General features: G+C 65.4%; 23 protein-coding genes. 14 read left to right on the top strand and 9 right to left on the bottom strand.

The window, feature by feature from the left end; all coding sequences use genetic code 11:
* Window positions 1-4: 4 nt before the first annotated feature.
* Window positions 5-673, bottom strand: coding sequence for a PTS glucitol/sorbitol transporter subunit IIC (gene srlA, locus EV191_RS10600; RefSeq protein ID WP_132876810.1), 669 nt, complete (start codon window positions 671-673; stop codon window positions 5-7).
* A 152-nt stretch (window positions 674-825) separates the two neighbouring features.
* On the opposite strand from srlA, the gene EV191_RS10595 reads away from it, so the two are divergent.
* Window positions 826-1,098, top strand: a complete 273-nt coding sequence (locus EV191_RS10595; protein WP_132876809.1) for an HPr family phosphocarrier protein — start codon at window positions 826-828, stop codon at window positions 1,096-1,098.
* Window positions 1,098-2,060, top strand: coding sequence for a sugar-binding transcriptional regulator (locus EV191_RS10590; protein ID WP_132876808.1), 963 nt, complete (start codon window positions 1,098-1,100; stop codon window positions 2,058-2,060). The genes EV191_RS10595 and EV191_RS10590 overlap by 1 nt, the downstream gene beginning before the upstream one ends.
* A gap of 3 nt (window positions 2,061-2,063) precedes the next feature.
* On the opposite strand, the gene EV191_RS10585 is transcribed toward EV191_RS10590, so the two are convergent.
* Window positions 2,064-2,600, bottom strand: coding sequence for a DUF2020 domain-containing protein (locus tag EV191_RS10585; protein WP_132876807.1), 537 nt, complete (start codon window positions 2,598-2,600; stop codon window positions 2,064-2,066).
* 168 nt (window positions 2,601-2,768) lie between these two features.
* Here EV191_RS10585 and EV191_RS10580 point away from each other — a divergent pair, with 168 nt between their 5' ends.
* Entirely contained in the window at window positions 2,769-3,113 is a 345-nt protein-coding gene (locus EV191_RS10580) for a hypothetical protein (RefSeq protein ID WP_132876806.1), read from the top strand.
* 20 nt (window positions 3,114-3,133) lie between these two features.
* Here the strand turns inward: EV191_RS10580 and EV191_RS10575 are convergent, their stop codons facing one another.
* Window positions 3,134-3,877: an ABC transporter permease gene (locus EV191_RS10575; protein ID WP_132876805.1), complete on the bottom strand. Its 744-nt coding sequence runs from the start codon at window positions 3,875-3,877 to the stop codon at window positions 3,134-3,136.
* Window positions 3,874-4,815 carry an ABC transporter ATP-binding protein gene (locus EV191_RS10570; protein WP_132876804.1) on the bottom strand — a complete coding sequence of 314 codons (942 nt, stop codon included), beginning with the start codon at window positions 4,813-4,815 and terminating at the stop codon, window positions 3,874-3,876. Before EV191_RS10570 ends, EV191_RS10575 begins: the two co-directional genes overlap by 4 nt.
* 121 nt (window positions 4,816-4,936) lie before the next feature.
* Between EV191_RS10570 and EV191_RS10565 the strand changes: the two genes are divergently transcribed.
* From EV191_RS10565 to EV191_RS10535, 7 genes are all read left to right on the top strand, one after another.
* The gene (locus tag EV191_RS10565; protein ID WP_132876803.1) at window positions 4,937-6,127 is read left to right on the top strand and encodes a sensor histidine kinase; all 1,191 of its coding nucleotides are present in this window, start codon (window positions 4,937-4,939) and stop codon (window positions 6,125-6,127) included.
* Window positions 6,124-6,729: a response regulator transcription factor gene (locus EV191_RS10560; protein ID WP_132876802.1), complete on the top strand. Its 606-nt coding sequence runs from the start codon at window positions 6,124-6,126 to the stop codon at window positions 6,727-6,729. Before EV191_RS10565 ends, EV191_RS10560 begins: the two co-directional genes overlap by 4 nt.
* A 192-nt stretch (window positions 6,730-6,921) precedes the next feature.
* Window positions 6,922-8,118 carry a cytochrome P450 family protein gene (locus EV191_RS10555; protein WP_132876801.1) on the top strand — a complete coding sequence of 399 codons (1,197 nt, stop codon included), beginning with the start codon at window positions 6,922-6,924 and terminating at the stop codon, window positions 8,116-8,118.
* 488 nt (window positions 8,119-8,606) lie between these two features.
* On the top strand, window positions 8,607-9,278 hold the full coding sequence (locus tag EV191_RS10550; RefSeq protein ID WP_132876800.1) for a helix-turn-helix transcriptional regulator: 672 nt from the start codon (window positions 8,607-8,609) through the stop codon (window positions 9,276-9,278).
* Window positions 9,279-9,345: 67 nt separating this feature from the next.
* A complete protein-coding gene (locus EV191_RS10545) occupies window positions 9,346-10,245 on the top strand; it encodes a 1,4-dihydroxy-2-naphthoyl-CoA synthase (protein ID WP_132876799.1) in 900 nt (299 codons plus the stop codon).
* On the top strand, window positions 10,245-11,408 hold the full coding sequence (gene menE / locus EV191_RS10540) for an o-succinylbenzoate--CoA ligase (RefSeq protein ID WP_132876798.1): 1,164 nt from the start codon (window positions 10,245-10,247) through the stop codon (window positions 11,406-11,408). Before EV191_RS10545 ends, menE begins: the two co-directional genes overlap by 1 nt.
* 63 nt (window positions 11,409-11,471) lie before the next feature.
* A complete protein-coding gene (locus EV191_RS10535; RefSeq protein ID WP_132876797.1) occupies window positions 11,472-12,149 on the top strand; it encodes a hypothetical protein in 678 nt (225 codons plus the stop codon).
* A gap of 12 nt (window positions 12,150-12,161) precedes the next feature.
* On the opposite strand, the gene EV191_RS10530 is transcribed toward EV191_RS10535, so the two are convergent.
* Entirely contained in the window at window positions 12,162-12,641 is a 480-nt protein-coding gene (locus tag EV191_RS10530; protein WP_132876796.1) for a hypothetical protein, read from the bottom strand.
* A 335-nt stretch (window positions 12,642-12,976) separates the two neighbouring features.
* Here EV191_RS10530 and EV191_RS10525 point away from each other — a divergent pair, with 335 nt between their 5' ends.
* On the top strand, window positions 12,977-14,998 hold the full coding sequence (locus EV191_RS10525; RefSeq protein ID WP_132876795.1) for a PQQ-binding-like beta-propeller repeat protein: 2,022 nt from the start codon (window positions 12,977-12,979) through the stop codon (window positions 14,996-14,998).
* A 60-nt stretch (window positions 14,999-15,058) separates the two neighbouring features.
* Complete coding sequence (locus EV191_RS10520; protein ID WP_132876794.1) at window positions 15,059-16,057, top strand: hypothetical protein; 999 nt, start codon at window positions 15,059-15,061, stop codon at window positions 16,055-16,057.
* Between the two features lie 87 nt (window positions 16,058-16,144).
* Here EV191_RS10520 and EV191_RS10515 read toward each other — a convergent pair whose 3' ends face one another.
* From EV191_RS10515 to EV191_RS10500, 4 genes are all read right to left on the bottom strand, one after another.
* Window positions 16,145-17,062 (bottom strand): dihydrodipicolinate synthase family protein, encoded by a 918-nt coding sequence (locus EV191_RS10515; protein WP_207894495.1) that lies wholly within the window; start codon window positions 17,060-17,062, stop codon window positions 16,145-16,147.
* An 11-nt stretch (window positions 17,063-17,073) separates the two neighbouring features.
* Entirely contained in the window at window positions 17,074-18,288 is a 1,215-nt protein-coding gene (locus EV191_RS10510) for a helix-turn-helix domain-containing protein (RefSeq protein ID WP_165912907.1), read from the bottom strand.
* A 93-nt stretch (window positions 18,289-18,381) separates the two neighbouring features.
* Window positions 18,382-19,113 carry an amidohydrolase family protein gene (locus tag EV191_RS10505; protein ID WP_132876792.1) on the bottom strand — a complete coding sequence of 244 codons (732 nt, stop codon included), beginning with the start codon at window positions 19,111-19,113 and terminating at the stop codon, window positions 18,382-18,384.
* Window positions 19,114-19,271: 158 nt separating this feature from the next.
* Window positions 19,272-19,541 carry a hypothetical protein gene (locus EV191_RS10500; RefSeq protein WP_132876791.1) on the bottom strand — a complete coding sequence of 90 codons (270 nt, stop codon included), beginning with the start codon at window positions 19,539-19,541 and terminating at the stop codon, window positions 19,272-19,274.
* Window positions 19,542-19,612: 71 nt separating this feature from the next.
* Between EV191_RS10500 and EV191_RS10495 the strand changes: the two genes are divergently transcribed.
* Together EV191_RS10495 and EV191_RS10490 are read left to right on the top strand one after the other, a co-directional pair.
* Window positions 19,613-20,506 (top strand): Gfo/Idh/MocA family protein, encoded by an 894-nt coding sequence (locus tag EV191_RS10495; protein WP_165912906.1) that lies wholly within the window; start codon window positions 19,613-19,615, stop codon window positions 20,504-20,506.
* Window positions 20,507-20,556: 50 nt separating this feature from the next.
* Window positions 20,557-21,798, top strand: a complete 1,242-nt coding sequence (locus tag EV191_RS10490; RefSeq protein WP_132876789.1) for an ABC transporter substrate-binding protein — start codon at window positions 20,557-20,559, stop codon at window positions 21,796-21,798.
* Window positions 21,799-21,806: the final 8 nt, after the last annotated feature.

The following is a 21,806-nucleotide window of genomic DNA, read 5'->3' as shown; positions in this document are numbered from 1 at the left end:
CTCGTCACTTCCCCTCGGTCGACGTGGCAGTCGATTCGTTGCGGAACTCGTTGTCAAAGTTCTGGAACAACTCGGTGCGCCCGGTGCGCTTGATCATGAACGCGGTGATCCGCTCGGTGATGATCCCGCGAATAAAGATGATCAAGATGCCAACCAGGAAGTACCGCAACGCGAGCGGAATCTCGGACTGGCCGAGTTCCCGCACCCCGTTCGCCACGCCGAGCCAGACGAACAGCTCGCCCGCGTTGGCATAGGGGAAGAACGTCGTCACCGGGTGCACAAAGGACACCGCGGAGTCATAGAAGGCCGGCTTGTACCGCTCCGGCAGGAACCGACCGAAGGAGAACGCGATCGGGTTGGTGAGCATCAACACCGCGAGCATCGGCATGATCGTGTACCTGGTGATCCACCAGCGCGCCGACCAGCGGATCGCCCGCGTCACCCGCTCCTCACCGATGAACTGGGTGAGCGCGTACATAAAAGTGAGCAGCGCAACCAAGGTCGGCAGAATGCCCGTGATGAGGCCAACGAACTGCTCACCCGCGGCTTCGAAAAGCCCGATGAAGTGCGTACCCAACCACTCGAAGACGCCAAGCACCCCGCCGCTGCCGTCCGCTCCGGATTCCTGTGCCGTCGGCTGTGCTGCCGGAAGCCATGCGGCCAGCACGTCCATGCTTTACTCCGTTCTCTCGCCGCCAATGGCGAGTGGGTGAACCTCACCCGGGCATAAGCACTAATGTGCGTATACTCTTCACGTTTGCCAGTGATGTGTGTAACATGGCGATTCGTCCGGAAGCAAGAGTCCGTTTTGAAGGGAGCCGCCCGATGCCCGAAGCCCGCGTCAAGATTGCCTCCGAGGTAGGGCTACACGCTCGGCCAGCGGCGGTTTTCGTGAAATCCGCCGCACAGCAGGGCTGCGGGGTGTCCATCGGCCGGCCAGACGGCGAACTGGTCGACGCGACCAGCATCCTAGCCGTGCTTGGTCTCGCCATTGGCCACAACGAGGAGATCGTGCTGCGCACCGAAGGCGAGGGCGCGGAGAATGCCCTGACCGCACTGTCCGACCTGCTCACGCACGAAGAGCCGGCCGCATCATAATGCCGCCGCCACGTGATCAGGACCTGCTCGTCCGGACTGCTCGGCTGTACTACCAGGAAAACCAGTCACAGCAGGAGATCGCCGAAGCGCTCTCAGTGAGCAGGTCCAATGTGTCCAGAATGCTCACCGCCGCGCGGGAGCGTGGCATCGTGGAGATCCGGATCAACGATCCAAGCGGCCGTGAGTTGGACCTGGAGCGCGAACTTTCCGAGGTGTTCGGGCTACGCGACTGCCGGGTGGCCGACGCCCACGGCAGCGAGCACCCGCTGCCCAAGGTCGGCGATCTCGGCGGACGCTGGCTGCAGGAGAACCTGCGGTCCGGGCAACGGATCGGGGTTTCCTGGGGGCGCAGCCTGCAGGCCGTGGTGCAGCATGTACCGGATTCCGGCGGGCTGGATGTCGAAGTGGTACCACTGGTCGGCGGACTATCCTCTGTGGACTCCGAGATCACCGGCGAGGAGCTGGTGCGCGATCTGGCCGGTCGGCTCGGCGGACGGTTCCAGCGACTGCACGCGCCGGCCGTGCTCACCTCCCGCGCGGGGCGGGACGTACTGCTCGCCGAGCCGAGTATCGCCAGCGCGCTCGAGTCGGCCCGCGAGGTCAGCGTGGCGCTGGTCGGTATCGGCAGCTTCGGTACGGGTTCCTCGGCGGCGATCGTGGAGACGCTGAATCTCGGCACCGACGAGCGAGCGGAGTTCGAAGCGGCCAAACCGGCTGGCGACCTCTGCGCGCGCTACTTCGACGGGAACGGGTCCGCGATCATCGGGCCGGCGGAGGACCGGGTGCTCGCGATCTCGCTCGCCGATCTGCGGCAGATCCCCATGGTTGTCGGCATCGCGGCTGGCCCGGAGAAGACCCGCGGGGTACTCGGCGCGCTGCGCAGCTCCGCGGTGGACGTGCTGATCTGCGACAGCTCGCTGGCTCGCGCGCTGCTCGCCGATCGGGACCGGCTCGGCGGCTGATCGCTAGTCCGCGATGGCCGCGATCACCTGCTTGGCGGCTTCCCGCGCCTTCAGCGACTGCTGCTCGTTGGTGGTCACCACCACCGCGGTCGTACCGCGGGTGACCGCGTAGCGCGCGCCGTCCTCGAGTTGCAGATAGCCACCTTCCCACCCGGGCGGCTCGCTCGCCCGGGTGGAGGTCCGCACCGGCACGACCTTGTCGATCAGCGCCTGTGCCACCCGCTGCCTTCCTTCGTATACCCAGCTGGTCAGCTGTAGTTCACCGTCTTCCCGGTAAAAGAAGCAAGCAGGGGGCTTACCCGCGGAGATCCGCACACTGCCGACAAGCTGACCGTTCAACTGGGCTGCCTGGTCGGCGCTCAGGTACGGGCACGGCCCATCCGCGGCCGGTGCCGGTTCGGCCGGCGGTTCTGGCGCCTTCGCCGAGGAACTGGGCGGCTGAGTTGTTGCCGGAGCCGGCTCGGCCGGCTCGCTCGACGGGCCGCAGGCGACCAGGGCGAGACAACCAAGCAGGCCTAACCCGAGCCGCCGATGCGTCATACGCAAACCACGATGTTTGTGCACGCACTGAGTGAAGCAGATTGCTGAACGCAACTCGTTCGGGTGAGTACCGCAGCGTTGCCGATCGCGGCGGACCGGATTAACTTAGTCGATTGATGCAATTGCACGTACGGATGCACGTGCGAATGGCGGTTCCAGGGAGGCGGTATGTCCGAGGCGGGTGAACCGGGCGCCGTCCCGGCAGACGCCGGACGCTCCTCGGCCGACCTTGCAGAGCTGCACGCGGTGCTGCGCAAATGGCGCACCGAACGAGAAGAGATTCTCGCAGACGGCCGTGAGCTGGCGCGAGCCGTGGGTCTGGCCGCGCCGCCAGCGCAAGATTCGATGAGCGTGTTGCACGCGCAGGCCACCAAGCAGTCGCTCGGTGAACTGCAGCGGCATAACGACGCGCTGCTCCAGCAGGTCGACAGCTACATCGAAAAGCTCGCGGCCGCGTTGCAAGACATGCAACAGGGCGAGGAAGACGCGGCCGAGGAATTCCGCCGCATCTAACCCTCGCCCCATCCCGCTGGCTAGCCGCGTGGCTCCCAGCGAAACGCCTTGGTCGCTACCGCCACGCCCATGATCGTCCAGGCGACCAGCACGCCGATTGGCGGCAGTGCCTCGGTCAGCTGCGCCGTGAAGCTGCCGTCGCCGTAGGCCAACCGGGTGAGTTCGGTGACCGCCCCACCCGGTAGCACCATCTGTAGCTGGCTCAGGCCGGTCGCGATATCCAGCGAAGCCCAGACCGCACTGCCAACCAGCAACAGGAAGAACGGCATGGTGACGATCTGCGCCTGCTCGCCGGTCGCCGCGTACCCGCTGGTCGCCATACCGAGCGAGAGGCACATAACCGTGCCCAGTAGCACCACCAGCACAAGCAACAACGGATTCGTCGGCGCCGCAGGGGCGAATGTTCCGGTAATCAGCAACACCAAGCCCGCCTGCAGCAGCGAAAGCACTACCACTGGCGACAACACGCCAACCAGCACCGTCACATCCGAGGCTGGGCCACTGCGCAGCCGTTTCAGATACAACTCCTCCCGGCGATGGCACAGTGCGGCTGTCGAGGTGAGATATGTGCTGGCACCGAAAACGACCAGCAACTGCATGGCGATCGGGTAAGCCCAGCCAATCGGATGCGCGGCACCCTGATCCATAGCGAGCATCACCCCAGCGAACGCGAGTGGCAGCAGGGTCGCGGTCAGCGCCACGGTGGTATTGCGCGCAAGCAGTTTCAGCTCGGCGCGCATGATCGACTGCACCGCTGCGATCATCGGACCGTCACCTCCGTGGAAATCTCGGCCCGGGCGCCGCCCGCGACCCGGTGGAACACGTCATCGAGCGAGGCGTGGTGCGCGCGCAGCCTGCGCAGCGCTACCCCGCGCGCGGCAGCCCAGCCGAGCACCGCTTGCAGGTCGTCCTGCAACCGCGCGGTGCGGATCTGCACACGCCCTTCGGCCAGCGCTAGCTCGTCCAGCTCACCGAACAGTGCCGGCAACTCGGCAACCCGAACGCCATCCCCCAGGTCGAAGCCCAGCTGGGCAAGCTCGGTTTCCAGCACATCGGCGAGGTTCCCGGCGACCGCGAACCGCCCCTCGTGCATGATCGCCAAGCGGTGCGCAAGCCGCTCGGCTTCTTCCAGGTAGTGCGTGGTGAGCAGGACCGTGGTGCCCCCGGCAAGCAGCTCCCGCACCACCTGCCAGGTGGCCTCCCGCGATTGCGGATCGAGTCCAGTGGTCGGTTCGTCCAGGAACACCACTTCGGGCTGGCCGAGCGTGGCGAGCACCAGGTCGAGCCGGCGCCGCTCGCCGCCGGAGAGCTGCTTCACGCGTACATCGCGGCGGTGCGTCAGGTTCAACCTGGCAAGCCCGTCCTCCACAATGGAGGATATGCCGAGGATGCCCTGCCACAGCTGAACGGTCTCGGTGACCGTCAGGTCGCCGGCGAAACCGCTTTCCTGCAACATGATCCCGCAGCGCTGGCGCACCCAGGAGCGCTGGCTGACCGGATCCGCGCCAAGCACTCGTACCGCGCCCGAGGATGGTTTCCGGTGCCCCTCAATGGTTTCCAGTGTGGTTGTCTTACCGGCGCCGTTGGTGCCGAGCAGCGCGAACAGCTCGCCCTTGTGCACCTCGAAGGTCAACCCGCGAACCGCTTCGAAAGCACCGTAGGCGCAGCGCAGGTCGCTGACCTCGATCACTGGTTTCGTCATAGCGTTAAGCTTGCCGAGCGCGCGCCGGTCGCGGTAGCGCCAGCTGTCAACGGTTGCCGTGTAATCCACACTGGTCAGTCATGACAGATGTCATGAGTGCTGGGCTGGTTATGCTGTCCCGATGACCGAATGGGACCCCGAGGTGAGCCCGCGAATCCGGCGGATGCGCCGGTATACGTGGTGGTCCCTTGTCGGGATGACGCTGATCTGCGCCCTTGTTCCGATCTACGAGGTGCTCCGGTCGCCGCCCGAGCTCACCACGATCGTTCCGCTGACCATTGCCGCGGTCGTCGTCTCGGTGCTACGGATCTGGCTGGTCACCGAGGTAATGCGCGGGGAGTCAGCAAGGGACGTCGCGAACTGGCCCGGCCTGGCCGCGCTCGGGTTCGCCATCGCCAGCTGGGCTTACGCGGCCGTGTACTCGACGAACCCGATTTCCTGGGCGTTGCTGCCAGCACTGATTGGCGCACCGATCGTGCTGCGCTGGCCAACCGCGCAACGCTGGCGGCGGGCGGTACCGATTGGACTGATCATCGGCTTGGTCGGCGCCGGTGGGCTGGCACTGCGCGACGATTATCGGTCCATATTGGATAGCGTGCTGGTCAATGCCGGCTTCGCGATGGTGTTGTGGGCGATCATCGTGCTGCTCGATGCCCTGCAACTGTGGTTCTGGGAAGTGATCGTCCAGGTAGATCGGGCGAGGACGGCGCAACGGGAACTCGCCGTGGTGAACGAGCGCCTGCGGTTCGCCGCCGATTTGCATGATGTGCAAGGACACTATCTACAGGCGATCGTGCTCAAGGGCGAGCTCGCCGAGCGGCTGATCGGCACGGACGACGCGGCCGCGCGGCAACAGGCCACCGAGCTGACTGACCTGGCGCGCAAGGCGCTCACCGACACCAGGGATGTGGTGCACGGCTACCGGGCGACGGACCTGCGCAACGAGATCGCCAATGCGGCGGAACTGTTGCGGGCGGCGGGAATCGCCACCGAGGTACACGGCGATCCAACGGATATCCCACCGCCCGTGCAACACCTGTTCGGTGCGCTGGTGAAGGAGGGCACGACCAACATCCTCCGGCACAGCGACGCGCGCAACTGTAAGCTGACCATGGACGTCCAAAACGGACAGACAGAGGTCCGATTGGTGAACGACGGGGCAACGGTGAGCGACTACGTGCCCGGCAGCGGGATCACCGGACTACGCGATCGGTTCGCCACCCTCGGCGGGCAGGTCACCGCGGCCAGGACGCCGGAAGGGCGGTTCGAACTGGCCGGGCAAACCCCACGACATTTGGAGCGTGCGACATGATCCGCATCGTGCTCGCCGACGACGAGGATCTGATCCGGGGCGCGCTCGCCGCGTTGCTGAACCTCGAAAGCGATATCGAGGTGGTCGCGCAAGCCGACGACGGGGTCGCCGCCGTGCGACTGGCCCAGGAGCACCGTCCCGATCTGGCGGTATTCGATCTGGAAATGCCCGGCTGGGACGGGCTGGCCGCGGCGCACCAGTTGCGCACCGCCGAACTTGGCATACCCGTCGTACTGGTAACCCGGCATGCCCGGCCCGGTGTACTGAAACGCGCGCTCACCGAGGGCGTGCGCGGTTTCGTGCCGAAAACCACCCCGGCAAGCAAGCTCGCCGAGATCCTGCGCGATGTGCACGCCGGCGGCCGCTACGTCGATCCGGAGATCGCGGCCTCGGCGTTGACCGCGGCGAACTGCCCGCTCACCGCACGCGAGCTGGAACTGCTGCGGATCGCACAGCACGGTGGCACGATCAACTCGATCGCCGAGCAGGCACATCTGGCCACCGGTACGGTGCGCAACTACCTGTCCTCCGCGATGACCAAGCTCGGCGTGCAAACCCGACACGAAGCAGCCCGCCGCGCCTGGGAAGAAGGCTGGATCTAACCACCCAGTAGTCTCGCTAACCTTAAAGAACGCGGTCACGGAAAGTAGTGGCGCTGGCGATATCGCGTGCCATGGTCGCCGGGACTCCACCAGAATGCGGACGGCTGAGAGATCAAAAAGCACCGAAAACCTGGATCCGATCACCAACGGCACCCTCGTACCGTGGGCAACCTTGGGGGCAGGAGGTGCGGAGTGCATATCGGGGACGGCGATCTTTCGGACCCGTTCTCCACCTATCGCGCGCTGCGTACCTACGGGCCGGTGCAGCGCGTCAGCACTGGCCCGGACACGGCACTCTGGCTGGTCACCGGGCATGAGGCAGCGCCGAAGATGGCCGCCGACGCACGGCTCAGCACCGACCCGGCGACCATCTCCGCCGCGATCCGCGAACGGTTTACCAAAGACTGTGGTGACGCGGAGATGAATGCAAGGGCTGGGCACTACACGACCGTTCTGCGCTCATTTATTCAGCATGCGAACAAGGCCGTCCACAACGAATTCCCGGAAGGCGCGGCCACCGAACTCCGCGATCCCTTCGAACGCGTCACGCATGCCTTACTTGACTCATTCGCGGGCACCGAGAATTCCATCGACCTCGTCGCGGATTTCGCGATGCCCTATGCGGTGCACAGCGTCTGCGAACTGGTCGGTATCGCCGAACACGACCGGGCGGACGTCACCGAATGGCTTGATCTGATCATCCTGTCGCCGAGCAGGGCAATCGAGCGCTCCGCGAGCGGCCAGCTCGCCGAGAAACTGGCAGCGCTGTTCACCGCGCGAAGGGTCCATCCACGCAGGGACCTGCTCAGCACACTCAGCGGCCGGATCAGCACGCGCACTGGCGCGACCGAGGAAGACGTCGTACACGGGGCAATCCTGCTACTTGTGGTATCCGTAGAGACCACATTCAGCATCATCGGCAATATGTTCTACCGGCTGCTCACCGACGATGTGCTGCTCGATCAGCTGCGCGCGGCGCCGGAGCGAATCCCGGCAGCGGTCGCGGCACTGCTGCGGGTGAACCATGCGCAGAACATCAGCTCCATCAGCTGCGCTACCGAGCCGATCAGGATCGCCGATCAGCGGATCCAGCCGGGTGACCTGGTCGCATTCACGCTCTCCGACAGGCCACCAGCGGACTTCGGCGATCCACATATGCAGCAGGTCGCCCGGTGCGCGGGCGGGCATCTCGCCTTTGGCTACGGAGCGCATCACGCGTTCGGCGCCAGCTACGCCCGCCAGCAAGCGGAAGTCGCCCTACGAATAGTGCTGCGGCGATACCCGAACGTTCGGCTGAATGCCCGAACCACCGAGTTGGAGTGGCTGACGAGCCCATTCCTGCGCTCGGTACGGCAACTCCCGGTACTGCTTGCGCCAACAAATAGTTGAAAATGAAACGCTGGTACCGCCGGTAATTCCTGAAAAGGGTTCATGTCTCATGTTCCCGGTAACCAACACAAAATCGCAAGCCACTAACTCGAAGCCAGCCAAACCCCTACTTTGGTTGGATAGATAGTGACGCAGATCACACTGCACTGCGTACGCTGGCCCGCTTCGCTACTGTTTCGGCCCAGTTGGTTTTAAATTTCCCAGATATACCAAGACTAGGAATATAGTTAACCAAGTTGTTTAGCCACTGCCAGAATCGGCCAATACTAAAATTCCGAGCCCATCGTTAGCGATGGCCAAAATCACTGGGGCTCATTGTGGTCACTGTCGGGTTAATTGACGAAGAGCAAGCTCAACCGGGTAGCGCGTTCTGTTTTTCCTGGCTACACGCGCTGGACCTGAATCGGTTCAACATAAATATCAAGCAGACCGCCAGAAGTGCCGAGCAAGCGGCAAATGCACGGCCAGGCGAACACACCGATGTATGGATGCTGCGATCAAGCACGTTGCTTCGTTCGCATACCTGGCGAGCACTGTCCCGGGACACCGAACGTCAGGCGCTCAAGCCGATCGTGGCGATCTGTCCCGCCGATGACGAGGAGATTGGCCGCTGCCTTGCCGAGGGCATAGCCGCCATCGTGCTACCGAACGAGTCACCGTGGCTGCTCGCCGCTGCGGTACACGCCGCCGCCGCACGCCAACTTTTCGTCTCGCCAGCGGTGCTCACCAAACACCAGCGGCAGCTGGTCGACATGATCAATACACCCACCTGCACCCAGCTCGCCGAGCTGACCGAACGGGAACACGACGTGTTGGTCTGCATGGCACACGGGTACTCGAATTCCGGGATCGCCAAGAAGCTGCACATCACCAGGGCCACCGTTGGCTCACACGTACTACGGATTCTACGCAAGCTCGGTGCGGCAAACCGCACTGAAGCGGCGGCGGTGGCACATAAGGTCGGCCTGGTCGGCACCAGCTCGCTAGACTGGGAACCCGGGCAGGGCCGGACCGAGGCAAAGTCCTATCCGGCACCGCCAGTGCGGACACCGGCACGCCCGATGTCCAGCACGGCACCGGCTGGCGCCACGGTGCGACCCCGGATTCCCGCGCGCCGCCCCGCCCCGCAACCTACGCCCGGACGTATCTCCTACCCCTGAACTTGAGGCACACTCCCGCAGCACCGCTTGGTGAACGGCGTGCTCGCGGCCAATAGAGTCAACGACCATGACCGCCGCACTGTTTGATCCCGCCGCTTGGCGCGCCGTTCCAGGTTTCGAGTTCACGGACATCAGCTACCACCGTTCCGTCGAGCACGGCACGGTTCGCATCGCCTTCGACCGACCGGAGGTACGCAACGCCTTCCGTCCGCACACCGTGGACGAGCTCTACACCGCACTCGACCACGCCCGGATGACCTCGGACGTCGGCTGCGTGTTGCTCACCGGAAACGGGCCATCCCCGAAGGACGGCGGCTGGGCGTTTTGCTCCGGCGGCGACCAGCGCATTCGCGGCCGCTCCGGATACCAGTACGCAGCCGGTGAAACAGCTGAAACAGTGGACCCGGCGCGGGCTGGCCGGCTGCACATCCTCGAAGTGCAACGGCTGATCCGGTTCATGCCGAAGGTGGTGATCGCGGTGGTGCCCGGCTGGGCGGCCGGCGGCGGCCATTCCCTACACGTGGTCTGCGATCTGACCCTGGCCAGCGCGGAACACGCCATGTTCAAGCAGACCGACGCGGATGTGGGCAGCTTCGACGGGGGCTTCGGCTCTGCCTACCTGGCCCGGCAGACCGGGCAGAAGTTCGCCAGGGAGATCTTCTTCCTCGGTCGCGAGTACAACGCACAGCGGGCATACGAGATGGGCGCGGTGAACGAGGTAGTACCGCACGCCGAGCTGGAAACCACCGCGCTCGAATGGGCCCGCGAGGTGAACGGCAAATCGCCAACCGCGCAGCGGATGCTCAAGTACGCCTTCAACGCGATCGACGACGGCCTAGTCGGGCAGCAACTGTTTGCCGGCGAAACCACCCGGCTCGCCTATATGCAGGACGAGGCGATCGAGGGCCGCAACGCCTTCCTGGAAAAGCGCACGCCGGACTTCACCCCGTTCCCCTGGTACTTCTGATGCGGGAGCTCCGCCGGTTGCCCATGCCGGACGGGCCGGCGGTACGCGAGGTGCTGCCCGCGCTGCGCGCCGCGCTCGCCGGCACCGGCCCGGCACTGCTGCCGGGCGCCGCGGGTAGTGATCCCGCCGTACTCGGGCAGCTCGGCAGTGCCGAGGACACGACGGCGGTCGTGGTGGAAACATCCGGTTCGACCGGGCTCGCCAAACAGGTGATGCTGTCCGCGGAAGCACTACGCGCCTCGGCGAACGCGACACACGCGCGGCTCGGCGGGCAGGGGCACTGGCTCCTCGCGATGCCGGCGCACCATATCGCCGGTATCCAGGTGTTGATCCGTGCACTGCTCGCGAACACCGAGCCAGGCGTACTGGCGCTGGCCGGAGGCTTCCGTGCGCAAGCGTTTGCGGATGCCGCTGAGCGGGTACTTCGCGAGCCGGGCCGGCACTACACCGCGCTGGTGCCGACCCAACTTGTCCGGCTGCTGGACGAAGGGGGCGCCGGACTCGCCGCGCTGAGCCGGTTCGACGCCGTGCTACTCGGCGGCGCGGCCACCCCGAGCAGCCTGCGCGCTCGCGCGGAACAACACGGCGTACCGGTGGTGACCACCTACGGCATGAGTGAAACAGCCGGAGGCTGCGTCTACGACCAGCATCCGCTGGCCGGAGTGCGAATCGAGGTCGACTCCACTACCCCGGATGGTTCGGGGGCCATCACGATCGCCGGCCCGATGCTGGCGCACGGCTACCGGGGCGAACCGGAGCAGACTGCGCAAGCGTTTGCGAGCGGTCGCTTCCATACTGGAGACCTCGGCAGACTGTTGCCGGACGGCCGGCTGGAGGTACTGGGCAGGGCGGACGACATGATCGTCACCGGCGGAGTCAATGTGCCACCGGTACTCGTTGAGCGGGCACTGGCCGGAGTGCCCGGGGTGCGCGAAGTGTGCGTGCTTGGCGTCCCGAATCGCGAATGGGGCGCGGCGGTGGGCGCCGCGGTAGTGCCAACCGGCTCGGAACCAGATCTCGAGGAGTTGCGCGGGGCGGTGCGCGAACAGGTTGGCAAGGCGGCCGTCCCGAAACAGTTCGTGTTCGTGCCCGAGCTCCCATTACGCGGGCCGGGTAAGCCCGACCGGGAGATTCTGCGTAACCTCTTCACTCCGAGTGCTTGAATTTAACCGACAATGCACGGTCGAATAGATGCGTCCCCCGTTCGAGTGAAGGAAACTCGTTACATGAACTACCCACAACAGGGTTGGCCATCACCGTCCGGTATGCCCTACGGGGGACAGCCCAGCTACCCGCCAGCCGCGCGGCCGAGCGCCCTGCTTGCCAGGCTGACCGCCGCACTGTTCATTGCCTGCGCTGGTTTCGCGATTGCGACCGGAATCGTGTCGCTCGACGGCGCGCCGACGAATCTGCACCTGTTCTCGGGCGTGCTCGGCCTCATGTTCAGCGAAGCGGTAACCGGTGATGTCACCTTCGCGCTCATCGTGACGATGGCGGTCGGCGCGCTGACCCTCGTGTTCGCCGTGCTACTCGCCTGCCGCTTCCGGATCGGCCGCCCGATGCTGGCCGTGCTTGGCCTGCTGGTTGCCGGCTACTACGCGTACACGGCGATCGCGCTGTTCGGCGACAATCTCGCCGGCTACACCGTGGTACCGATCGCGGCCGGCGCGGCCTGGCTACTCGGTATGGTGCTGGTGCTGCTGCCGCCGGTCGGTCGGGCACTTGGCCGACACGCGCAACCGCAGCCGCCGCTTAACGTGCCACCACCAGGAATGCCGACCAACCAGCCGCCACCCGGCCAGTCGATCTGGCCGGAGGCATCCGGGCCGCCCGCTGGACATACCAGCTCGATCCAGCAGGCGTTCCCGGCTCGAAACACCTTCCCCAACCAGCAGAACTGGTAGGGCTCCCGGGCTTTAAGCCTCGATTTCCGCCTCGATCTTGCGACCGTCCGCGGTCGTGCAGGTCGAGCCCGGGTCGGTGGCCGGCCCGCTGGTGCAGGTCCAATCCCGCACCTGCACCGGCCCACCGCCGCCGGCACCTGGCGCTTCGCCCCGGCCGAGCGCGAGGTAGTAGTCCTGCATCACCCTGGTCGCTTCGCTGCAGGGCACTACGCCCTCGCGGATGAAGACGTACGCGGGAAAGTCCGCGGCGGTCATCACCACGGTTTCGCATTCGGTACCCGGCGGGTCGCCGGCCGGTTCCTCGGTCGGCGCTGGCTCTTCGCTCGTCGGCGGTGCGCTCGACGTGGGCGCCGAACTGGACGTTGGTGCCGAGCTCGACGTCGGCGCCGGACTGGTCGTTTCGTTCGCAGCCGGATTCGGCTCGTCGTCATTACAGGCCGCCAACAGCAGCACGCTTGCCGCCAGTACCGCCCCGGTCACAAACCTTTGCACGCTGTTCCCCTTAATCACACGCAATTCGGTGCGCCAGTGAACGAATTGGTTCCCCCTACGCCTCATTGAAACCCCAGCGCGCATCCCCGTCCTCGTCTAGTTACTTTCCGTAATCTCATTCCATGGAGAACGCCGCCTGGCCGCAATCCTTGGGGACATTGCGGTGACCGAGTGCAACCAAAATGGCGCCCCGCACAGTGTTCCGGACTCACGTCGGGCATCCAGTTCATACGAGCTCTCCGACAGGCGAGGTCTTGACGCGCAATCTCCACTCTGGCTAATTTCGGTCACGTCCGTAAATATGCTGCGGAGTCGTCCCAGCACGAAGGAGTGCCATGCGCCGCCGACGCCGGATCGCCGCGACAGTCGTACTCGCCCTGTTGCTCACCGCATTGCCCGCTTGGACCGCCGCTGCCAGACCCACTGGCGAGCTGACCTCGCTCGGTGTGCCGATGAGCTACGCCACCACGGTTGGCGGCGCGGTCGGTGAGTCCGCGACTGGCGAACCGGAGGTGTACACGGTTGCCAGCCGGGACAACGACATGGGCGTGTTCTACGTGGTGGACGCGAACACCGGCGCGGTGAAACACCAGTTCGACCTCGGCCGAGGGGTGCACTCCTACGGCGTCGCGGTGGCACCAGACGGCACCGTCTACATCTCCACCACCGGCTCCGGACAGCTGCTTCGCTGGCAGCAGGGCGCGGACGAGCTGGAAGACCTGGGCAGGCTGTTCGAATCGGAGAGCCACCTCTACAAGCTCACCTTTGACGAGCAGGGCAATGTGTACGGCGGCACCTACCCGAGTGGCAAGGTTTTCCGCTACGACGTGCGAACAGACGAGGTGCACGATTACGGGCAAGCCGCCGAAGGGCAGAGTTACGTACGCAGCATCGGCCTGCACGGCAACACGTTGTATGCCGGAACCCAGCCACATGCCCATCTTGTCGCGATCGATGTGGACAGTGGCGAGCGCAGCGAGGTCCAGCTACCCGAGGGCACGGACCCCGACCAGGTCGTCTACGACATCAACATCGTCGGCGATCTGCTGTTCACCAGGCTCACCAAGACCGGCCTGATCGGCACCTTGCTCGTCAAGGATCTGCGCACCGGCGAATGGATCGACTCGCTGGACGGGGTAAGCGGGCTGGACGTGACGCAACGCGCTTCGGACGGCAAGGTCTACTTCGCCCAGGACGGCGTGCTCACCGGGTACGACCCGGAAACCAGGGAGGTCTCCCCCACCTCGCTGAAGTTCGAGTTCACCGCGCAGTTGCGCTCCCTCGGACTGGGCACCGTGGACGACTACCCCGGCGAATCCGTGCTCGGCATGGTGTGGACCGGCGAGGTGTTCCGGTACAACCCGGAAACCGGCGAGCATGACGTGTTCGAATCGGAGATCGAAACGAACCCGGTGCGGATGCGTTCGCTCGAGGAAGGCCAGAACGGCGAGGTGCTCACCGGCGGCACCGGAACAGGCGCGTTCGCCGCTGTTGACCCGGAATCCGGCGAGGTCCGGGAGGATCACCGGTTCTCCGAGGTGATGGGCATGCACGCGGATGACCAGCGGGTCTATCTCGGTGCCTACCCACGCGGGCGGGTGTACTCCTACGACCGGGACCAGCCGTGGGAGTGGGCGAATATCGACGAGGGCGGCAAGGTCAACCCGAGCGAGATCTACAACGGCGACGCGAGTAATGGCGACCGTCCATTTGCGATAGTCGGCGCGGGCGAAGGTAGGCTCGCTTTCGGCACGGTGAACAAGAGCGGCTATCTCGGCGGCTCGCTGGTGTTGCACGATATCGCCAGCGGGGAGAACACCGAGTTCCCCGAGCCGGTGCCCGAGCAGAGCGTGATCTCCATCGCGCACCGCGACGGCGTGCTGTACGTCGGCACCTCGGTGTATGGCGGCTATGGGGCCGAGGAGACCCAGACCGAGGCGAAGTTGTTCGCCTGGGACATCGAGCGCGGCGAGAAGCTGTGGGAAACGGTGCCGGTGGCCGGCGAGCGCACGGTCTCGGATCTGGCCTTCGGCCCGGACGGCACGCTGTGGGGTCTCACCGCAGGGGTCGTGTTCCAGGTATCCACTGAGGATGGTTCGGTGCTTTCCGAGAAGCGGCATGCGGACTACGAGTGGCCGATCGACGGCGCGTACGCGGTTGGCGACCTGGACTACAACGAAGCCGACGGCGCGTTCTACGCGTCGATCCCGAACCTTGGTCTGGCCAAGGTGGACAGCGAATCCGGCGAGTCCGAGGTGCTGACCGATCGACCGGTTTACCGGATGTTCGTGCACAGCAACGGTGATGTGTTCGCCAACGACGGAGCGGAACTGCTTCGTTACCGTCCAGCGACGTGAGGTCGATTCGCGTCCTGGCCGTATCCTCGGTGGGTATCAAGCAACTGAGCGAGGAGACCCATGCGGCCAGGTTCGCGGATCGGCGTGATCGCAAGTATCGCGGTCTTGTCCGTACTGACCACATCCTGTAGCACGACCTCGGGCGAAGCCGTCGCCAGCGACGAGGAGAACCGGTTCAGCGTCGACTTCCCCGCGCCGGTGACCTACACCTTCGACACGGAAGCGGACAGCTACCTGTTCTGGTACGGCGATGGGACCGTCGAGCTGCAGTCCGAACCGACCGAGCTGACCGTGGGTTTCCGGATCGACGAGGAGAATCGGGACGCTTCGGCCTTGGTTGCGGAGAACGAGCAACGGTGGCAGGAACGGCGCGTCGAGCCGAAGACGTTCCAGGCCGACGGGCAACCCGGCCAGTGGAGTGAGGAAGAGCATGCGGAGGACAGCGAGCTCGGAGCCGGCACGATGCGGTTCTATATGGTCGCCAAGGATGCCGTCACTGCGACGGTGAGCGCGTTCGTACCGGCGGACACCGAGCCGCCGGAGGGTTGGTGGGACGATGTGCATCAGCTCGCGGAGAGCATCGAGTTCGACGATTCGAAGATCTCCGGCGTCGGCACCGGCGAACAGGCCGCCTCGCATGTACCGTTCACCTTTGCCGCGCCCGAAGGCGTCAATGGGTCCGCTGAGGCTGAACTCGGCTCCCAGCAGCACATCAAGTACGACTACGACAAGCAGGTCGTCGATGTGCGACTGCACCAATTGCCCAGTGTGAGCGCGGCAAGGCAGCTGTACGCACGCAAGGTTCGCGAGCTGGATCGGGAAGACGTGACATACGTCGATGTTCGGCATCACGGACCCACGGTGACGACGGTAGCGGAGCGGGTTGATGAGGGTCTCTGGCTGGCCGAGGGTCGGGCTGGGCACGCCGAGATCGAGTACTACCTGCTGCGCAAGGGTGATCTGCTCTTCTATGTGCAGTCAGACGGCAAGGGCGAGCCGTTGTCCCTCGACACCAGCAATGCCGTCAACTCGATCGTCACCACCGCCGAATTCGGCTAAGCCACCGCGCAGCCAACCCCACAAAACCGCAATCTTTAAGGATCTTGCGGTGACTGTGCGTGACCGCGTTCTTTAAGGTTAGCGAGGTTAGAGGGAAAGCGCGCCGACCGGAAGCGGGCCGTATGGATCGTGCGCGGCCTGCTCAGGGATTAGTCCATCTTGGACAGCAGCATCGAACATCAGCTGCACGTAACCCTCGATCGGGGCGCGGAAGGTCCGCGCGGCGAACTCGTCCAGCCGCGTCGAGGCCGCGTGAAACGCCGGGTAATCACCGGCGAACCAGTACTCGAGCAACGCTCTGGAGAGCTCTACCCTGGCCGCCGCGATACCAACCAGCGCACAGTCCCCGCCCCACATCAGCGAGGGCCCGAACATCCGGTCCTCGCCGGTGATCGCCAGCCGATCGGAGACGGCACGGATCCGCTGCAACGTGTCCTGACTGCCGATCGCCCTGTCCAGCGTGGCGACCTTGATCCCGGCCAGTTCCGGTATCGTCAGCAGTTCGTCCACAAGCGACTGTGGATACTCGTACCCGCCGGCCGCATCGTGTAGGTAGAAACCGATGATCGGCAAGCCGAGCTCGGCGACCCGGCAGTGCAGCTTGAGCAGATCCGCCTCCCGCTGCGGCACATCCCGCAGCGCGGCCGGCGGATACACCATCAGCGCATCCGCGCCATGCGCCGCGGCCCGCTCGGCCATCCGCAGCGTGGCCAGCTCATAGGAATCCGTCGCCCCAACCGGCACTCCCGCGCCGGCGATCACCGGCCGCTTACTCGCCTGCCGGAACGTGTCCAGCACGCGCAGCCGGTCCGCCTCGGTCAGGTACAGGCCCCTGCCGGTATGCGCCCATACCGCCACGCCGGCGATGCCCGCGCCAGTGAGCGCGATCGCGTATTCCTCCAGCGCGTGCACGTCCACCTGACCATGCGAGTCCATCGGCGTGAGTGCCGCCGGCACCAGGCCGTGTCGCAGCTTGTCGATCAGCGCCTTCGTTGCCGCGTGCACCGAACCTCCCGTTATAGCTTGAAGTCGTAAACAACCAGCGGCCGGCCGGGGCCGTTGATCCGGCGTCCGCTCGGCACTGCGATTCCCGCCCGTTCCAGCTGTTTCACCAGTCGGCGGGCGCTGCGTTCATGTACCCCGAAGGCCTCGGCGATATCCTGCGCGGTCACTTCGCCCGAGCGTCGATCGGCAAGCATCGAGCGCAGCGTCAGCAGGGTTTGCTTGCTGACCCCGGCCCGGGTGGCGAGCTGCCGCAGATCGCGCGTGCCCACCTCCGCCTCCGGTGCGGAATCGAGTATCCGTGGCACATCATTGGGCAGCGCAACCGCCCCGGCAACCTGGTCTGCTTCCTGCGCCCTGCCGAGCGCGGCCTGCGCGAGGGCTTCGGCTTCGGCTGCCGAACGACCAACACCCATGCCGATATGTGCTGGAGCGGTCAGCCCCGCGAGCAGCGGCAGGCAGCTGAACTCGGCCGTCGCGGCGGAAAGTGGGCCGCGCGTGGTGACGAACGCCAGCCGACCGTCGTCCAGCTCGAAGCTGCTCGCGCCGAGCCTGCTGAGCAGCGGTGCCAGGCTCACTCGCGCCTCGTCGAGTTCCGCGAATCCGACCGCGACCTGCGCATCGGAGTAGCGATGGCTCTGCGTCTTGAGCAGCAGCGAAGCGACGGCCTCCCGGGTATCCCTAATGGACGGAACCATACGTACCGAGGGCAGTTCGTCGTGTAGCGCGTGAAACGCCGAGCCGAGACAGGTCAGCGCGATCGCGTCCGGCCCGAGGCGTTTCCGCGCGGCGCGGTGGAAGGCGAGCAGTTCCGCGTTGGTCTGCCCTTCCCGGTACTCGAAGACCTCGGTCGCGGTGTCCGCCAGCCCGGCCGCATCCAGGGTTTCCCGTACCTCGTCGGCGCCGAGGGTGTCCACGCTCAGCGCGCGGACCGCGCGGCCCTCGGAAAGCAGTCGCACCACAATGCTCAGCAGGGTGACCCCGCTGTAGGAGACATGTTCCGCCGGGTGTTCCACGGCCGCGGCGGCGCGCGCGATCGTATGCGGCACGATCCCAGTGAACAGCCAGGCATCCACCGCGTCGTGGTGTTCGCGCAGCAGCCCGACCGTCTCGTTCTCATGTTGATAGGCGATCGGCACGACCGGACACTTGCCACTGTTCCGCACGATTTCGGCGAGCTGCGCGACGAGGTCGCTCGGCCCGACCACACCAATCGTGGGCGGGTTCATCGGGTTCCCTCGTGCTGCACGAACATTGCCGCAGTCTAAGCCGCACCGATGGTGCTCGTGCATCGCCGCGCCCGGTGCAGGCAGTCCGTACGATCAGGGCCGCAGCAGCCGGCGGGCATTCTCGCTGGCGATCAGTTCCACTTCACTGGACCCCAGTCCGGAGCAGTGCAGCCGCAGCGCGGTCGGCGCCACCTCGTACAGCGGCCCAGCGGAACCGAACAACAGTCGCTCCGCGCCAAGCCGGTACACCGCCTTCTCCAGTGTTTCCACTCCGGTCAACATCCGCGTGCTTGCGTGAAATCCGGGTTCGTCCCGGCAAAGCAGCAGTAGGTCGCCAAGATCATCTACTCGGGCGTCGAGGAAAACCACCTTCGCGTCCCGGCCGACGAAGGGTTGCCACAGGGTGCGCAGATCGCCTTCCACCAACGCAACCAACCCGCGCTCGGCAAGCACGCTGGCCAGGTAGTGCAACGAGGGCGCGGTCGGCGGTACCCGCTGTGCATCCGGGGTAATCCGAAACGCTTTCACGCCATTTTCCGCAAGTCGCTCGATCTCCGCGGCCGCGCCAACCGGGTCCCTTAAATCGAGTACGCCCGCCGGATAGCACTCCGGATAAGCTTCGGCGAGCGCGCATACCTCGTCATTTCCACCGGTCAGGTCGAACAACAACGCGCGCATTGAGCTGACCAACCCGCCGCCAATACCCGCGCTGTCCAACCTGGCGCGCAACTCGTCCGGGCTCGTCTTCCCTTCGAGGCCCGGCGAGCCGCCGAGCAGCAGGTCACAGTCGAACAAGCCCACCGGAGTGTCGATCGTTACGGACACAGCCGCAAAGCTAGCAGGCAAACCCCGCTATTCCACAGAGGTAAATCGACGAACAGCGCAGGGAATTTTTTTCCATATCCATATTGCTCCCGTAATTGCTTCGCAGGGCCAGCTTTTCACGGGAAATGTTTGCGAATTCTCAACCAACTGTCGGTAGCCTACTCGCCCGCTTTGCGCGCGCTGTCCAAGTAGCCGTTCGCTCGTTCGAGGAAATCGTTGCCTGTCTCGAAATCACCGCGTGCCCATGCGTGGCATGCTTCCGTCCCCAGTGCGGTGGCGGTGACGAAGTCCAGTAGGCCATCGGCTCCCGGGTCGCCGGTCACTTGCGCGATCGTCGGGCCGTGTTCCTCGTACAGCGCTCGAGCCTTCCGCTCGACCCGCTCGGCATCCTCGGCCATCGCCGCGAAGTCCGGTAGTCCCTGGGACATCGCCACTCCTATCGTCCCGCCAACGCGCGCCCCCACAGTAATGCCAGAAGTCCAGCGCGGACACTGTCATGATGCGTATCGGATTCGCCGGACTCGCCCATTCCCATCCATTCACCGATGCGGGTGTCGCCCGCAGCGAGGGCGTCGAGGACATCGTGGTCTGCTCGACCGAACCGGACCGGCTGGCCATGTTCCAGCAACAATACGACTGTCACGTTGTTCATTCGCTGGCCGAGTTGCTCGCCGCCGGCCCGGACGTCGTCATCGTGACGGCACGGCCAGGCAAGGCGACGGCACTGATCGAGGGCGTACTCGCGGCCGGTGTGCCCTGTTTCGCAAACAAGGTGGTTGCCGCCAATGAGGTGCAGCTGGAGGAGCTGGATCGCGTGGTCAGCGGGCATCCCGGGCGTTTCTGCACCTCTTCCGTGCTGCGCTTCTCGCCGGCTGTTGTTGAGTTGAAGGCCCAGTTGAGCGAACCAGCCCTGCTGGTGAGGGCAACCGTGCGGCACGATATTTCCGCGTTTCTGCGCCCGGAACGCGCCTGGCAGGATGACCCGCAACAGGGCGGGGGCACCTTGGTTTCGGTCGGTTTGCACGGCGTGGAACTACTCGACGCAGTACTCGGCGAAGGCGCGCGCACGGTATCCGCACTACGTGCCAGCCACGTGCACCCCACCAACTCGGAGGACACCGGTGCGGTGCTGCTGCGCTGGCCAACCGGGGCGCTGGGCAGCATCGAGCTGGTCGGCGCTGGCACGGAGCACTACGCGATCAGCGCGCAGACCGCGACGCAGGAGCTGCACCACGCGCTGGCGGGCCCGGACAAGCTCACCGCGCTCGGCTACCGGGACGCGATGCGGGCGATCCTGCGGATGGCCGAAGGCGAACCGGCACCGGTGCCCTGGCAACGCAGCAGGGAAGTGCTCCGCGCGGTACTCGAAGCAGCCAAGCTAGCCCGTTCTTGACGCGCTCACCGGGCCAGATATACGGTCACGTCCGTAATTAGGAGGTGGTCGTGGGCAGGACGCGCAAGTTCCTCACCGCACTTACCGTCGGGCTGCTCGGAAGTGCGCTGCTCAGCGGGTGTGGCGCCGAGGACCAGCGGAACACCGTCACCATGTGGACCTACCCGATCATCACCGACCCGGCTGCCGATCGGGCGTTCTGGGAACGCACCGTCGAGGGTTTCCGCGCCGAGCATCCGGACATCAACGTGGACGTCGTCTCCCGCCCGTGGGATGACCGGGACGCCTCGCTCACCATGGCGTTGATGGCCGGCAAGGGACCGGATCTGGCTTATCTCATTCCGGATCAGGTTGGCCGCTATTACGACCAGGATCTGCTCAGTCCGATCGAGGACTACCTGCCCGAACGGACGCTCACCGATTACCGGGACAACGCGCTCGACGCGGTCACCATGGATGGAAAGCCTTATGTGGCACCGATTCTGATGGCCGCGCTGGCTGGTAGCTGCGACACCAGGGTGCTTGCCGACGCCGGCGTCGAGCCGCCGGAGACCTGGGACGAGCTGCTGGCGATCGCGCCGAAGCTGAAACGCGCCGGCTACTACGCGACCTATTACCAGGGCGATCTGGATACCTCGCTGAACATGAACTTCTACCAGTTCCTCTGGCAGGCCGGCGGAAAGGTGTTCAGCGAGGACGGTCGCAGTCTCGCGGTGGACAGCCCCGCAGGGGTGCAGGCGCTGCGCTTCCTGAAGAAGCTGGTGGACAACGGTTATGTCGAGCGCTCCGCACTCACCCAGGCCTACCAGCCGGATCAGTCTCCGATGGCTCGCGGTGAGGTGGCCTGCGTGTACAACCAGGCACCGCTGGATGTGGGCAACGCGATGGGCAGCACCGAACACATCCAGATCGCCCCGCCGCTGACCGAGCAGGTGCAAGCGGCCTATGGGGTCGTAGGTGGCTACGGCGTGTTCCAGGACGCCCGCGACCCTGCCGCGGTGCGCGCCTGGCTGTCCTATTTGACCAGTACCGAGGTGATGAGCGACTACAACCGCACGGCTGGTTACTTCTCGCCGCGCGAGTCGGTGACGAACCTCTACCCGGACGACCCGATGATGTCCGAAGCGGAGAAGTACCTGGACCGAACCATTCCTGGCGAGCCGAATCCGCGGTTCCAGGAAGTGGTGAACATTCTCGCGCCACTGGTGCAGGCGGTGCTGCTCGGCCAGCGCACGCCGGAGGACGCGCTCGCCGAGGCCGCGAGCCAAGCCGAACCGATCCTGCGGAGCTAAGGACACGT

The sequence above is a fragment of the Tamaricihabitans halophyticus genome (assembly GCF_004340875.1).
Taxonomy (GTDB): domain Bacteria; phylum Actinomycetota; class Actinomycetes; order Mycobacteriales; family Pseudonocardiaceae; genus Tamaricihabitans; species Tamaricihabitans halophyticus.
Note: the sequence above shows the minus strand (reverse complement) of the source record. Positions and strands in the feature narration are given on the sequence as shown.

What these genes read in the sequence shown, in the direction of transcription:
- EV191_RS10585 (WP_132876807.1), bottom strand. Translation starts at nt 2,600, where the DNA reads ATGACGCATCGGCGGCTCGGGTTAGGCCTGCTTGGTTGTCTCGCCCTG.
- EV191_RS10510 (WP_165912907.1), bottom strand. Translation starts at nt 18,288, where the DNA reads ATGAACCCGCCCACGATTGGTGTGGTCGGGCCGAGCGACCTCGTCGCG.
- EV191_RS10535 (WP_132876797.1), top strand. Translation starts at nt 11,472, where the DNA reads ATGAACTACCCACAACAGGGTTGGCCATCACCGTCCGGTATGCCCTAC.
- menE (WP_132876798.1), top strand. Translation starts at nt 10,245, where the DNA reads ATGCGGGAGCTCCGCCGGTTGCCCATGCCGGACGGGCCGGCGGTACGC.
- EV191_RS10545 (WP_132876799.1), top strand. Translation starts at nt 9,346, where the DNA reads ATGACCGCCGCACTGTTTGATCCCGCCGCTTGGCGCGCCGTTCCAGGT.
- EV191_RS10590 (WP_132876808.1), top strand. Translation starts at nt 1,098, where the DNA reads ATGCCGCCGCCACGTGATCAGGACCTGCTCGTCCGGACTGCTCGGCTG.
- srlA (WP_132876810.1), bottom strand. Translation starts at nt 673, where the DNA reads ATGGACGTGCTGGCCGCATGGCTTCCGGCAGCACAGCCGACGGCACAG.
- EV191_RS10550 (WP_132876800.1), top strand. Translation starts at nt 8,607, where the DNA reads ATGCTGCGATCAAGCACGTTGCTTCGTTCGCATACCTGGCGAGCACTG.
- EV191_RS10595 (WP_132876809.1), top strand. Translation starts at nt 826, where the DNA reads ATGCCCGAAGCCCGCGTCAAGATTGCCTCCGAGGTAGGGCTACACGCT.
- EV191_RS10500 (WP_132876791.1), bottom strand. Translation starts at nt 19,541, where the DNA reads ATGTCCCAGGGACTACCGGACTTCGCGGCGATGGCCGAGGATGCCGAG.
- EV191_RS10560 (WP_132876802.1), top strand. Translation starts at nt 6,124, where the DNA reads ATGATCCGCATCGTGCTCGCCGACGACGAGGATCTGATCCGGGGCGCG.
- EV191_RS10525 (WP_132876795.1), top strand. Translation starts at nt 12,977, where the DNA reads ATGCGCCGCCGACGCCGGATCGCCGCGACAGTCGTACTCGCCCTGTTG.
- EV191_RS10575 (WP_132876805.1), bottom strand. Translation starts at nt 3,877, where the DNA reads ATGATCGCAGCGGTGCAGTCGATCATGCGCGCCGAGCTGAAACTGCTT.
- EV191_RS10570 (WP_132876804.1), bottom strand. Translation starts at nt 4,815, where the DNA reads ATGACGAAACCAGTGATCGAGGTCAGCGACCTGCGCTGCGCCTACGGT.
- EV191_RS10495 (WP_165912906.1), top strand. Translation starts at nt 19,613, where the DNA reads ATGCGTATCGGATTCGCCGGACTCGCCCATTCCCATCCATTCACCGAT.
- EV191_RS10520 (WP_132876794.1), top strand. Translation starts at nt 15,059, where the DNA reads ATGCGGCCAGGTTCGCGGATCGGCGTGATCGCAAGTATCGCGGTCTTG.
- EV191_RS10565 (WP_132876803.1), top strand. Translation starts at nt 4,937, where the DNA reads ATGACCGAATGGGACCCCGAGGTGAGCCCGCGAATCCGGCGGATGCGC.
- EV191_RS10580 (WP_132876806.1), top strand. Translation starts at nt 2,769, where the DNA reads ATGTCCGAGGCGGGTGAACCGGGCGCCGTCCCGGCAGACGCCGGACGC.